At 60.1% G+C, this 13,478-nt stretch carries 9 protein-coding genes; 3 read left to right on the top strand and 6 right to left on the bottom strand.

Features of this window, described 5'->3' with window-relative positions:
• Nucleotides 1–28: 28 nt before the first annotated feature.
• The 4 genes from CA51_RS23020 to CA51_RS26280 all read right to left on the bottom strand — a co-directional run bounded on the left by CA51_RS23020 (nt 29) and on the right by CA51_RS26280 (nt 4,482).
• Nucleotides 29–616, bottom strand: a complete 588-nt coding sequence (locus tag CA51_RS23020) for an OmpH/Skp family outer membrane protein (protein ID WP_231745851.1) — start codon at nt 614–616, stop codon at nt 29–31.
• 159 nt (nt 617–775) lie between these two features.
• Entirely contained in the window at nt 776–2,659 is a 1,884-nt protein-coding gene (locus CA51_RS23015) for a M20/M25/M40 family metallo-hydrolase (protein ID WP_145123485.1), read from the bottom strand.
• Nucleotides 2,660–2,986: 327 nt separating this feature from the next.
• Entirely contained in the window at nt 2,987–4,093 is a 1,107-nt protein-coding gene (locus CA51_RS26285; RefSeq protein WP_231745850.1) for a hypothetical protein, read from the bottom strand.
• A gap of 77 nt (nt 4,094–4,170) precedes the next feature.
• Complete coding sequence (locus tag CA51_RS26280) at nt 4,171–4,482, bottom strand: hypothetical protein (RefSeq protein ID WP_231745849.1); 312 nt, start codon at nt 4,480–4,482, stop codon at nt 4,171–4,173.
• A gap of 26 nt (nt 4,483–4,508) precedes the next feature.
• On the opposite strand from CA51_RS26280, the gene CA51_RS26275 reads away from it, so the two are divergent.
• A complete protein-coding gene (locus tag CA51_RS26275; RefSeq protein WP_231745848.1) occupies nt 4,509–4,925 on the top strand; it encodes a hypothetical protein in 417 nt (138 codons plus the stop codon).
• A gap of 118 nt (nt 4,926–5,043) precedes the next feature.
• On the opposite strand, the gene CA51_RS23005 is transcribed toward CA51_RS26275, so the two are convergent.
• Nucleotides 5,044–5,925 carry a YybH family protein gene (locus tag CA51_RS23005; RefSeq protein WP_231745847.1) on the bottom strand — a complete coding sequence of 294 codons (882 nt, stop codon included), beginning with the start codon at nt 5,923–5,925 and terminating at the stop codon, nt 5,044–5,046.
• A 459-nt stretch (nt 5,926–6,384) separates the two neighbouring features.
• Here CA51_RS23005 and CA51_RS23000 point away from each other — a divergent pair, with 459 nt between their 5' ends.
• Together CA51_RS23000 and CA51_RS22995 are read left to right on the top strand one after the other, a co-directional pair.
• The gene (locus CA51_RS23000; RefSeq protein WP_197451415.1) at nt 6,385–8,754 is read left to right on the top strand and encodes a PSD1 and planctomycete cytochrome C domain-containing protein; all 2,370 of its coding nucleotides are present in this window, start codon (nt 6,385–6,387) and stop codon (nt 8,752–8,754) included.
• 5 nt (nt 8,755–8,759) lie between these two features.
• Nucleotides 8,760–10,154 (top strand): DUF1501 domain-containing protein, encoded by a 1,395-nt coding sequence (locus CA51_RS22995; protein WP_145123482.1) that lies wholly within the window; start codon nt 8,760–8,762, stop codon nt 10,152–10,154.
• Nucleotides 10,155–10,260: 106 nt separating this feature from the next.
• Here CA51_RS22995 and CA51_RS22990 read toward each other — a convergent pair whose 3' ends face one another.
• The gene (locus CA51_RS22990) at nt 10,261–13,425 is read right to left on the bottom strand and encodes an error-prone DNA polymerase (protein ID WP_145123481.1); all 3,165 of its coding nucleotides are present in this window, start codon (nt 13,423–13,425) and stop codon (nt 10,261–10,263) included.
• Between the last annotated feature and the right edge of the window lie 53 nt (nt 13,426–13,478).

The raw sequence follows: 13,478 nt of genomic DNA, 5'->3' as shown, positions 1-13,478 counted from the left end.
GAACTCCGATATCGACCGAAAACAAAAACTAGCGAGTGGCGACTTTGGTGCCCATGGCTTGCATGACCATTTGGGTCAGGTCCAACTTAGGGCTGTGGTAGACCACACCCTTCATCACGCCACGCAGAACCGAATCTTGCTTTTCCAGTTCCATCTCTTCGCTGTTGTAACGCAGAACCAGGTCGATTCCGTTGTATTCGGAAACCTGCTTCACGACGGCGCGGATCTTTTGGTAGTTGTCGAAGTAGATACGCGCTTCGGCGTCCGCCAATTCTTTACGCTTGCGGATGGTTTCCAGTTTGACCTTGGATTCCATTCCAGCCAGCTTCTCTTCTTGGCCGGCGTATTCGGGCGAACCTGGCTTGTAAGTCTTCAGCAGTTCAGCTTCCTTCTGCATCGACTTGCGAACGTTCGCCATCTCTTGCTCGTACGCCTTCATCGAGTTTTCGATTTGAGCGACTTCGGACTTGATGGCGTCGGAATTCTTGAAGATGTACGCGACGTCGATCACAGCGATCTTGCCGCCAGCAGCTTGTTGGGCCGATGCCAGTGCTGGCACCATCGCGATGCTCAACAGGGTACCGAGAATGATGGTCGTTGCCTTGGTAATCCGCACGTCTGCTCTCCTTGTCTGGTGCGTTGTAGTTTTGCCACGGGCCGAGCGTCTCAACCTGCGGCGATCGACACATTCCATGAGTCGACCTACGGGGCGGCTATTCTGCCGACCTGTCCAGTTCGCGTAAAGATTAATTTCACCAAAAGATGACCCAAACGGTCATTTCTTTTCGCCCAAAGTCGCCTTCACGCTGCGAGGCTCTCCTTGGCGAAGCACTTGAAACTCAAGCGTCTCGCCTCCCGCATGTCTCGCCAGATAGTCCAACACCGTTTGGATCGATGTTATTTTCTGGTCTCCCACCTGAATCAGAGCGTCGCCCATCATCAAGCCAGCCTGTGCCGCAGGCCCATCGGGAACCACTTGGACAATCGTTACCCGATCGTCCGACATGCGAAGCTGAACACCTAAATATGCGGCTTTTTGCTTGCGAATCCCCTTTCCTCGCCGTGTGGTTTGAAAAACGGGCCGCTGCGGTTCGGTCGCAATTTCACGTGTCGCCTCGGTAACCATATCGGTTATCCGGGTCAGTCCGATCAAATTGATTTTGTCGAAATCATCACTTGGTCGGTGATAGTCGTTGTGCAGCCCGGTAAAGAAATGCAGAACGGGAATGCTCTTTTCGTAAAACGATTGGTGATCGCTGGGGCCATAGCCGCTGGGATCGATGTCTAACGAAAATTGAAACTGCTCGTTCAGTTGCCGAACCATCGCGTCAAAGTTTTCGGCGGTCCCGGTTCCATAGATCGAGAGGACGTTTCCTTTCAGCCGCCCGACCATGTCGAGGTTCAACATCGCCACCGTCTGCTCCAATCCAAACCGCGGATTGCGGACATAATGAGCGCTCCCCAACAGCCCTCGTTCCTCGCCAGTGAAGGCGATGAAGACGATCCGGCGGCGCTGTGGCTCTTGCGATTGGCTCAGCCGCCGCGCGATCTCCAGCAGCGCGGCGGTCCCGCTAGCATTGTCGTCGGCGCCGTTGTGAACCGCGATCGTTCCGGGAGCCAGCGAACCGATGCCTCCCATCCCGACGTGATCGTAGTGAGCACCGACGATCACCGTCTCCTCGGCCAGCGATCCGCTGCCGGGCAGTTCCGCGATCACGTTGCGAGCCATCACCTTGTCGGTTTGCAGATCGGTTTGGAGCGACGCGGTCACGCCCGGCAGCAAGCCGCTGATCGGACGGAAGTCGCGGTCGATCGACTGTTCGATATCCAGCAGCGAGCGGCCCATCGACTGCTGCAGCAAGCCGTCGATCACGGCCCGAGAGACGCAGACGGTCGGCAGTTTCTTGTCGGCGCTGCCGTTGCCCGCATCGGTCACCTCCAGGAGCGCGTCCTCTGAATTGCTATCATCTTGCTTGCCCAATTCGATCGCCGAAGCGTGGTCGTTGACAACGATCACCCCGACGGCGCCGTGCGCGATCGCGGCACTCATCTTGGTCGAAAAGTAGGCTGCCGGCGTGGGACTGGTTTTGCCGAGCGGATTGTTCGGATCGCCCAAACGCGGTTCTTTGCGGAGCACGATCACGATCTTGCCCTGCACATCGAGACCGGCGTAGTCGTCGTAGCCGGCTTGCAGCGCGGTGATCCCATAACCGACGAAGGCCAACGGAGCTTGAACCTGTCCCGAACTGCCGAGCGCTAGCGGGTTGAAGGTCTTGCCCAGTTGAAGGTTCAGCGGTGTGGCTCCCTGACGGTCGATCTGCACATGATTTTTTGCGGGGTCGCCGACCGTGGTCGTCGAATCGACGGCTAGCGACTGAAAGGGCTGGCTATCGATCAATTCGGTTCGCAGGCCGAGGCTAGCAAATCGCTCGGCGATGAACTCCGCCGCTTGAGCGATTTCGGGAGTCCCGACGCCGCGCCCCTTGAGTTCTTCGCTGGCGAAATAGCGGATGTCGCGATCGATCCGCTCAGCCGCTTCGCGATCGCCCGCCTTGAGCGATTGCATTCGCTGCTGCGACAACTCCTCTGCACTCGAAAGTGCAACAGGCAGACCAACAAGAATCAACAGGACCGTGGACAGCCGCGCGTAGATATTCAACCTTGAATTTCCGTCGATGGGAGGCCCGTCGCAGTAACAGCGACCGGCTCACTGGATTAATGGGTGTGAAAGACGACAAACTTGATTGTCGCCGATTCATCCGCCCCAACAACCGGTCGCGCAGCGATTTGCAGGGCTACGGTGCGGTGGTAAGCCGCCGATTCCAGAGGGACTGCGGCCAGCGGGCGCCGCAGTCGTTTGATAGCAAATTCGCGATCCACGCTCCGATCGCTCCGGCATTGCGGAGCGATCTTTCAGCGGGATCGCGAGAGCGTTCGACGAGAGCTGGCAAAGATCTCTCGTCGATGTCAGTCGTCGAACTTCGACCTAGAAGATTCCCTTGTCGAGCGAATCGTCGTCGTCGGAATCCTTGTCGTCGGAGTCTGCGTCGTCCGCATCCTTGTCCTCTTCGGGTTCGTCCAAACGGACCAGGATGTAGTTCTCCACGCGGTCGGGTCCGAAGTGAACCAACAGTGGGACTTCGTCTTGGGTCAGGTTGTAGAGTCCGGTTTCGGCGACCACTTTGTCGCTTTCTCCGATCCGCATCGCGACCCGTTGGGTGTTCTTATCGACGCGACCTTGGATCGCCGCCGATTCATCGGTTTTGGTGTTGTACAACGTCCCCGAAACGATTCCCGATTTGTCGACCGCCAATTGGAGAATCCGCGTCGGTTCGACATCCTCTTCGCTTGTCGAAAGCGCGAAGGTTCCCAACGGCAACCATTCCGCTTCGTCGGCCGCTTCTTCGGATTCGGGCGGTTGAGCGGTCGCCAAAACGGCGGCGCTTTGTGCGAATTCATCCGCTGACGCAACATCTTCACCATCGATGTAGACGCGGTTGTCTTCGTAGGTCACGTTGCCACCGCTGCCGTAATCGTAATAGATCGGTTCGGACCAAACGGTGGCCGGCGCGGTCCAGTTGAACCACGCAGACGCGACGTTCCAGGTCGGACGCTGCCACCAGTAGCCCCACGGATAATCGTTGAAGCGATGGTAGTAGTGCCAACGACAGACGCCACCGGGATGCCGGTACCACCAGTCGCCGTGGAACCAGTTGTGGTGATGATGATACCCGGTCCAACGCGTTCGCACGTTGTTGCCCCAGCCGTGCCAATAATTGACGCGTCCAGGTCGGTGGCCGGCCCAGCCATGCAGGCCGCCCATCTGCCGGTCCCAACGCTTCTCGATAGAAACGATGTTGTTCCTGTCGATATTCACCCACGACGGACGGTTGTTGATCACCGTGTTGCCGATTCCGATGTTGCCGATGTTGATCGGGCGATCGTTCCAGCCCGGGCGGCCGGCGGTTCCAGGCGGAATGTGCCCAGGACGTCGATCGGGATGATGGTCTCCAGGTCGACCGGGGCGGTGATCGCCCGGCCGATCGGGGCCACCGGGACGGTTGCCGGGGCGATTAGGATTGCGATCGCCCAAATCGCCAGGCTTAGGTCCTGGCTTGTGTCCCGGTTTATTCCCGGGTTTAGGCCCTGGCCGCACGCCGCCATCGAGACCTAAGAAGTCTCCCAAGTCGCCAGCGGAAGGTCGATCGCCATGGCCGGGGCGGTTGCCCGAGCCGGGTCGATCGTTGCCGCCAGGCCGGTTGCCCGAGCCAGGTCGATCGTTGCCACCAGGTCGGTTGCCGAAGCCGGGTCGATCGTTGTCGCCAGGTCGGTTGCCGGAACCAGGACGGTTGCCAGCGCCGGGGCGGTCGTTGCCGCCAGGACGGTTGCCGGCGCCAGGTCGGTCGTTGCCGCCGGGTCGGTTTCCAGAACCGGGCCGATCGATTTGACCGGGCAGCGTCGAGGGGCGTCCGTGGCCGCCAAGATTAGGGAAGCTGGGACGATCGCCAATGCCGCCCGAGCTGCCAGGCGGTTTGGAGGGTCGGTTCGACCCGGGGCGATCGCCGCCACCGCCGAGATTTCCAGGGAAGTCCGGCTTCGAAGGCTTCAGTCCACCGCTGAAGCCGCCGCCGAATCCCGAGTCGCCCGGGCGTGACGAAGGCAAGCTGGGCCGGTTGCCAGTCGATGGCCGAGATGGCGTGGAAGGTCGCGTCGACGGCATCGAAGGACGTGATGGAGTCGAAGGTCGAGTCGAGGGCATCGAGGGGCGTGATGGCATCGAAGGCCGAGTCGATGGCATGGAGGGACGCGACGGCATCGAGGGCCTACCGCCCCCACCGCCGCCGCCGAGATGTGGCATGCTAGCAGGGCGTCCGCCGCCGCCACCAACACGTCCGCCACCGCCGGCTCGTCCACCGCCACCGTGACCACCGCCGCCGCCACGGAATCCGCCTGCCAGTGTGATGTTCCCATCGGAGACGGGCAGCACCAGCAACGCGCAAACAAGGATGATTCGCTTTTTCATGGATTCAAACTTTCGTTGTTCTATTGTTGCGTGGTTGTGACAGTGGCTTCCGGCGCGTCGCTTACTTCGACGCGCCGGACCATGACCGATGGGGTGGAAGGCTGCAGTTCGCCTTCGATTTCGCGGCCGACCAGTTGGACAGCAAACGCGTCATTCGATTCTGGGGTCAGGATGTAAGTTCCCGAAGCGGTCCGGCCATCGGCCAGTGTCTGAGTTGCTTTGATCAGCCATTCGTCGCCGTTGCGGCTCCACATTCCTTCGCCGAACGATCCATCGGCGTCGAACGTCCACGATCGCAATTGCTGCCGAATCGGATCCCATCCGATGATCTGAGTGCTCTGCGCGACGCTGCCATCGGCGGTAGTCGCTTGGAAGGATCGGATCAGAAACGACCCGCCGATCGATCGGCGAACCGTCGCGCGGACGGGCGATTCGGTGTCAGCGTCCTGCCACGATCCGACCAACCATTCCAGCTGCGAAATCGCATCGGCTGCCGACGCGGGCGTTGGAATCGGCATCTCCTCCATCGAATCGATCAACCACTGGTCCCCCTGCTTCTTCAGGATCGCTGAAAAATGGTTGAAGACCGGAGCGTCGGCTCCGTTGGAGACGGCGACCTGGCCGTCGACACTCGCTACGCTATCGGTGATCATTCGCACATGCTCAACCGTGCCGGAGATCTTGATCGGTGCATCTTCTTCGAACAGCGTCTTGATATCGCCAACGATCTGATCGCGGCCATCGGTGCGTTGCGCGAGGTTGTGATCCAGGTGGGTCGCATTCTCGGACCAAGCTTTGGAAACCGCATCGAAATCCTTGGCATTAAAAGCAACGACATAGTCCTGGATCGTAGTCCGAACCGCCTCTTCGCTTCCCACCGCGACACCGCCTGGAATTGCCAATACAGAGGTAAGGAGCCAAGCGAAACAATGCATCGATCTCATTTTAGGGTCTCTTCAGAAGTCGGATGAGCGGACGACGCCACGACGCGGCAAGGTCCTAGTTGGGGTGCAAGTTGGCCAGCAAGAACTGTTCAGCTATTGAGCCAACTAAGTATAGGGTCCTCCGCAGGCGATGGGAGGAAAAATTGATAGGGCCATTCGCTGTTTGAGGTCAGGCACCATTGGTAATCCGGCGCGTAAACCGAGCCCCCGCGTGAATTGCTCGTTCACGCGTCGGGTTGCCATTTCCCGAGACGCTCCCGTTTGAAACAGTGACTTGCCCTGGAAAAATCGATTCTTCGTAAGGCAACAGCCGAATATTAATGTTACAATAAGCCTTCCCCCTCCCACCCGCCGAGCGTCTTCGCGCTTGCAACTATCGCCCGCCCCATGCCTCACCTTTCCCAGAGGGCTTCGCTGATGTGCGTATCACCGCGTTCAATTTTCAAAATTGCGCTGCTGTTGATCTTTGCGACCAATGCCGGCATGGCGCTCGCCGCCGAATCGAGTCCGCCGCACGGAGATCCGTCTCCTGCCGACATCGAATACTTTGAGCGGAAGATCCGTCCGCTGCTGCACCAGCATTGTTTCGAGTGCCATTCGGCTGATTCGAAGACGCTACACGCCGGTCTGCGACTCGACAGTCGATCCGGAATTTTGGAGGGGGGCGACAGCGGACCAAGCGTCGTGCCGGGCAAACCGGACGAGAGTCTGTTGATCTCGTCGATCCACTACAACGACTACGAAATGCCTCCCAAGGGCAAACTGTCCGATCGCGACATCGCCGAACTGACCAACTGGGTTTCTCGCGGCGCTCCCTTTCCAGCCGCCGCCAGCGACGATCCCGTTGCCGCAGCGGGAATCGACATCCAGCAAGGCCGCGAGTTCTGGTCGTTCCAACCGCTGCAAGAGTCGCCGTTGCCGGAGGTCGCCAACGCCGCTTGGCCCCAACAACGGATCGATTGGTTTGTGCTGGCCGCTCAAGAACGGGCCGGTTTGCATCCAGCGGACGAAGCCGATCGGCGGACATTGCTGCGTCGCTTGGCCTTCGATCTGACCGGCCTGCCGCCAACGATCGCGCAGCAGGAACAATTTGTTAACGACAACGAACCCGACGCTTACGAACGGCTTGTCACCGATTTGATGCAGTCGCCCGCCTTCGGCGAACGTTGGGGCCGCGTCTGGCTCGACCTGGCTCGCTACACCGATGCGACCGCGTCGTGGTTGAACCAAGAGGGGAAGGCGCATCTGTATCGTGACTGGGTTGTCCGCGCGATGAACGCCGACATGCCGTATGACGAATTTGTTCGTCGACAATTGGCGACCGACATGATGCCGGAGACCGGGCCCGAGGATATCGCCGCGCTCGGCTTCTTGGGACTCAGCCCGACGTATTGGAAAGAACTGCAGCTTCCCTGCGAGATCATCAAGGTGATCGTTGCCGATGAGTGGGAGGAGCGGATCGATGCGATCTCGCGGACCTTCTTGGGACTGACCGTCGCTTGCGCCCGCTGCCACGACCACAAATTTGATCCGATCACCACCGAAGACTATTACGCCTTGGCCGGCGTCGTCGCCAGCAGCCGACTGACCGCCCGACCGATCGTTTCCGACGAGGAATACGAACCGATCCGGCTGGCCAAAGCAGAGGTCGCTCGGCTGAACAAAGAGATCAAAGCGCTCAAGAAAAAGAAGCCGCTGCCGAAAGAGGAGATCGACAAACTCACGGCCGCCAAAAACAAACTGGCCACATCGACGCCTGGCTACAGCGATCCGCTAGCCACCGCGGTTAGCGAGGAATCGCTGTATGTCGTCCCGGCGGGGCCAACGAATCACGATGGCACGCGGCTGGATTACAAACCGGGCTCGCAAGATCTGAATCTGTTCATCCGCGGCAATCCCAATCGCTTGGGACCGGTCGTTCCGCGTCGCTTCTTGAGCGTGCTGTCGTCGGACGAACCGACGCCGTTCCAACAGGGAAGCGGCCGCTTGGAACTGGCCGATGCGATCACGCGGCAGGCCGCCCCGCTGACCGCTCGCGTGATCGTCAACCGAATTTGGCTCGCCCACTTCGGCAGCGGACTGGTCTCGACCCCAAGCAACTTTGGCCAGCTGGGCGAACGACCGACGCACCCCGAATTGCTGGACGATCTGGCGGCTCGGTTCGTCGCCAACGGATGGTCGCTGAAGTGGCTGCATCGCGAGATCGTGATGTCGGCAACGTATCGGCAAGCCAGCCAACGATCGGCCGAACAAGAACAGATCGATCCCGACAATCGTTGGCTCGGCCGCATGAATCGCCGCCGGCTGGATATCGAAGCGTGGCGCGATGCGATGCTGACCGCCAGCGGCCAGTTGGACGCGACCACTCCCGGCGAATCGGTTTCGTTTGACGACAGCAAGAACCACTACCGGACCCTCTATTCGACGGTTCACCGCCGCGATATGTCCAAGGGCTTGCAGTTGCACGACTTCCCCGACCCCAACGGGCACAGCCCCCAGCGGATCGCCACGACGACGGCGCTACAGGGACTGTATTTGTTGAACAGTTCGTTTGTGGCTGGGCAAGCCGACACGCTGGCAAAGCGGATCGTCCGCGAGACGCCAGGCGACTTGACGCAGCAGATCGATCGAACGCATCGGTTGCTGTTCGGTCGGCCGGCGACAGCGGACGAGGTCGAATTGGCGACTGAATTTCTTGCGGATCAAGCCGACGATCCGACCAGCGACGCATGGCGACAGTACGCCCATGCGGTCTTAGGTTGTAACGAATTCCTTTTTGTGGACTGACCAACATGCTACCTCCATCGAACTCCGAAGCCACTTCGATCGATCGCCGCAACCTGTTGCAGACGCTTGGTGGCGGCATGGGCATGCTGGGCGCAGCCTCGATGCTCGCTCAGCCCGCCGCGGCGGCGACTTCTTCCGCAGGCCGCGTGTTGCACAATCCGCCCAAAGCGAAACGGGTGATCCATCTGTTTATGAACGGCGGTCCGTTTCAGTGCGATCTGTTCGACCCCAAGCCGATGCTGAACAAGTTTGCGGGGCAGCGGCCGGCAGAGGCGGATCTGGTTACCGAGCGGAAGACCGGCAACCTGCTGGCATCGCCAGCCAAATTCAAGCCAGCGGGCAACAGTGGCGTTCCGGTCAGCGACCTGTTGCCGCATTTGAGCAAACATATCGACGACATCTGTGTGTTGCGATCGATGCACGCCGACAATCCGAACCACGGCCCAGCGCTGCTGCAGATGAACAACGGCACGATTCTGCCGACCCGCCCCAGCATGGGCGCTTGGTTCCTGTACGGTCTGGGGACCGAGAACCAAAACCTGCCCGGGTACGTCGTCTTGTGTCCGGGGCGACCGGTGCGGTTCTCGATCCTTTGGAACAGCGCCTTCCTGCCATCGGCTCACCAAGGAACCTATATCAATCACTCCAATCTCGATCCCGCCAAGATGGTCCCCTATCTGCGGAACGAGCAATGGGATCGGCAGGCGCAGCGGCGGCAGTTGGACCTGATGCAAAAGCTCAACACGGCCCATCGCGAGATGCGTGGCAGCGACCCGGCTTTGGATGCGCGGATGCAATCGATGGAGACTGCGTATCGGATGCAGACTCAAGCCAACGACGCCTTCGATCTGAACCAGGAATCAAAAACGACCCGCGAAAACTATGGCTCCGGTCACTTTGCCAACGGCTGCCTGTTGGCTCGCCGCTTGGTCGAACGAGGCGTCCGTTTTGTGCAACTGTATTACGGCAACGGTCAGCCTTGGGACACGCACTCCAAGCACGACACGAGCGTCAAAAAGCTGGCCAAGAACATCGACCAACCGACAGCGGCGCTGCTGGGCGATCTGAAGCAGCGCGGCTTGCTGGAGGACACGCTGGTGATTTGGGGCGGCGAATTTGGCCGGACACCGACGTCCGAGAACGGCAACGGCCGCGATCACAATCACCACGGCTTCACGATGTGGATGGCTGGCGGCGGCGTCCGCGGCGGGATGACCTACGGCGAGACCGACGATTTTGGATTCAAGGCGGTTCAAGACAAGATGCACGTCCACGACATGCACGCCACCGTTCTGCATCTGCTGGGACTCGATCACGAGCGGCTGACCTACCGTTACGCCGGCCGCGACTACCGCCTGACCGACGTCCACGGCCGCATCGTCCAAGAGATCATCGCCTGATCGGTGAGTTCATCTGATCGAGCGGTCCGGCACTCATCACGGCGTTTGCCGGAACAAATCGTCGGGTGATGTTCGTTGCGGTTGATGTGACGTGGCGATGGAAGCATCAGTGGAAGTCGCGGGACTTGATGTCGACGCTGTCGAATTGTTCGGACAGATCTTCCAGTCGGCCGACGATCACGTGGATCACTCCTTTGCGATTCTCCAGTTTACCGTGGACCAGCCAGAAGTTGCTGGTCCGTGCGATCGTAAAGAACTGCTGCCAAACCTTCGGGAACAGGACCAGATTCATCGCTCCGGTTTCATCCTCCAGCGTGACAAAGGTGATTCCTTTGGCGGTCCCCGGCCGCTGCCGCAGCACGACCAGCCCGGCGACGCGGACATGCTGGCCGTCGCGCATCGGTGGCAACTGGTCGGCTCGAGAGACTTGCAGTTCGTTCAGATGCTCGCGGTAAAACGAGATCGGATGGGCTCGCAGACTCAGCCCAAGCGTGCTGTAATCCGCATGCACCTCTTGCATCGACGATAGTGATCCCAAGCTTGTTGGAACCTCGTCGTCGTCTCCCGATTCGTTTTCGGCGAACAGCGGCGTCCGTTCGGGATGGTCGTCTTGAGCCAACGATTCCCAGATCGCAGCTCGGCGGTTGGGAGACATCGACCGCAGCGCGTCGGCGTCGGCCAGTTGCGATGTTTGCGCACTGCTGAGCCCCGCGCGCCGCGTCAGGTCGGCCAGTCCGGTGAATCGCCCCGATGCGTTGCGAGCGTCGACGACCTGTTGCGCCGTCGACTCCGCCAAACCGCGAACCAATCGCAAGCCAAGCCGCACGGCGAGCGAACGTGTCGTCGTGCTGCTGCCGCCGGCCGCTGGATCGATCGGCTGCAGCGTGCAGTCCCAGTCGCTGTCGTTCACATCGGGCGGAAGCACTTGCACGCCGTGCTGTTGCGCGTCGCGGACCAACTGCGCCGCCGAATAGAACCCCATCGGCTGGCTGTTCAACAGCGAAGCACAATAGGCGGCTGGGTAGTGACACTTCAGATAAGCCGACGCGTAGACGAGCAGAGCAAAACTGGCGGCGTGCGATTCGGGAAAGCCATATTCGCCGAAGCCACGGATCTGCGTGAAGACGTGCTCGGCAAACTCGCCACCGAAGCCGTTGGCCTGCATCCCTTCGAGCAGCTTTTTGCGGAATTGATCGATCACTCCCGGCCGTCGCCAAGCTGCCATGGCACGCCGCAATTGATCGGCTTCCCCCGGCGTGAACCCAGCCGCGACAACGGCCAGCTTCATCGCTTGCTCTTGAAAAATGGGCACTCCCAGCGTCTTCTCCAGCACACCTCGGATCGCTTCGCTGGGATATTTTACCTGCGACGGATTCTGCCTGGCTTGCAGATAGGGATGGACCATGTTCCCCTGGATCGGACCCGGACGGACGATCGCAACTTCGATCACCAGATCGTAATAACAGCGCGGACGCAGCCGCGGCAGCATGCTCATCTGAGCACGACTTTCGATCTGGAAAACGCCGACCGTATCGGCGGCGCAGATCATGTCATACGTCGCGCGATCATCCGGCGGGATCGTTGCCAAAGTGAGCGCGCGGCCAGAGTGTTTTTCAACCATGTCGAAGCATCGATGGATCGCCGAAAGCATCCCCAGCGAAAGGCAATCGACTTTCAAGATCCCCAATTCGTCCAGGTCATCTTTGTCCCATTGGATCACCGTGCGGCCTTCCATCGCCGCGTTTTCGATCGGGCACAGCTCCGACAACAACCCCTGTGTCATCACCATTCCACCGACGTGCTGCGACAGATGCCGCGGAAACCCACGCAGCGATTCGACAAGATGCAGGAACCGCTGGCCGACCTCGCTGCCCAGCGGCAAGCCCGCTTTTTCCGCCAGGTCGGGGAAGTCGTCTTGTCCGTAGCGTTCGGCCACTTTGGCCAACGCATCGATGCAATCCAACGACACGCCCAACGCTTTGCCGACTTCGCGAATCGCACTCTTGGTACGATACGACGTCACCGTCGCGGTCATTCCGCAGCGATCACGCCCGTATTTTTCGTACAGATACTGCAGCACCTCCTCGCGGCGTTGGTGCTCGAAATCGATGTCGATATCGGGAGCTTCGGCCCGCTCGCGGCTGATGAATCGCTCGAACAACAGATCCATTTCCGCCGGATTGATCGACGTCACGCCCAGACAATAACAGACAGCGGAGTTGGCCGCCGAACCTCGGCCTTGGCAGAGGATCCCGCGGCTGCGAGCGAACCGGACCGCATCCCAGACGGTCAAGAAGTAGGCTTCGTAATGAAGTTCCTCGATCAATTGCGTCTCGTGTCGCAGCATCTCGATCAACCGCTGCGGAACGCCGTCGGGGTAACGCTGTTTGGCGCCGTGCCAGACCAGGCGTTTCAAGTAGTCGATCGCCGCAACGCCGTCGGGGGCGAGGTCTTCTTTGGGGTATTCATAACGCAGTTCGTCGAGCCGAAAGTTGCAGCGGTCGGCGATTTCGCAACTTCGTTCGAACAGTTCCGCATGGTCGCCGAAGACCTCGGCGATTTCGTCGAGCGATCGCAGATGGCGTTGGCTGTTGGCAAACCGCGCCTCTTGAATCGAATCGATCGTCGTCCCCAGCCGGATTGCGGTGACGAGATCGTGAACCAACATCCGCTGGGTCGAGTGATAGTGAACGTCGCCGGCGGCGACCAGCGGCAGCGACGCTTGCTGGGCCAGCTGCATCGTCCGGGCAAGCTGCTCGCGATCGTCGACGCCTCGCTGCAGCGAGCACAACAAATATCCGCGGTCGCCAAATAGATCGGCAAACCGGCCCAGCGTCTGTCGCAGGTCGGCCTCTTGCGGCGGCCCGGCCTCTGCCGTCGCGCGATCCGACGGCGACGGAACAGTTGCTCCGGCCAGCAGCCCCTGGTGATGATCGACAAGGTCTTGCCAATGCAGTTCGCACTGACCTTTTTCAGCCCGCAAGCGGCCGGCGCTCAACAGCTGGCACAGCCGCCCATAGCTCGCTCGATCGGTGGCCCAGACGACAACCGGCGTCGCATCGGTGAAATGAAGTTCAGCACCGATCAACAGCTTCAGGCCGACATCTTTGGCCGCCGTGTGCGCTCGGACCACTCCGGCCAAAGAATTGCGGTCGGTCACCGCCAGCGCGTGGTAGCCCAGTCGATGCGCCTGCTCGGCCAATTCCGCCGGATGCGAAGCTCCTTCGAGGAAGGAGAAGTTCGATTTGCAGTGAAGTTCGGCGTAACGCATCGATCCAGTCGCGGCGGAGTAACACAAGAGCAACGGTTTGTATTCGAAGCCTC

This window comes from Rosistilla oblonga, from assembly GCF_007751715.1.
GTDB lineage: Bacteria > Planctomycetota > Planctomycetia > Pirellulales > Pirellulaceae > Rosistilla > Rosistilla oblonga.
Note: the sequence above shows the minus strand (reverse complement) of the source record. Positions and strands in the feature narration are given on the sequence as shown.

Excerpts from the sequence above, each read along its gene's own strand:
- CA51_RS22995 (WP_145123482.1), top strand. The coding sequence starts at position 8,760 with ATGCTACCTCCATCGAACTCCGAAGCCACTTCGATCGATCGCCGCAAC.
- CA51_RS26275 (WP_231745848.1), top strand. The coding sequence starts at position 4,509 with ATGCCGCCCGAGCTGCCAGGCGGTTTGGAGGGTCGGTTCGACCCGGGG.
- CA51_RS22990 (WP_145123481.1), bottom strand. The coding sequence starts at position 13,425 with ATGCGTTACGCCGAACTTCACTGCAAATCGAACTTCTCCTTCCTCGAA.
- CA51_RS23000 (WP_197451415.1), top strand. The coding sequence starts at position 6,385 with ATGTGCGTATCACCGCGTTCAATTTTCAAAATTGCGCTGCTGTTGATC.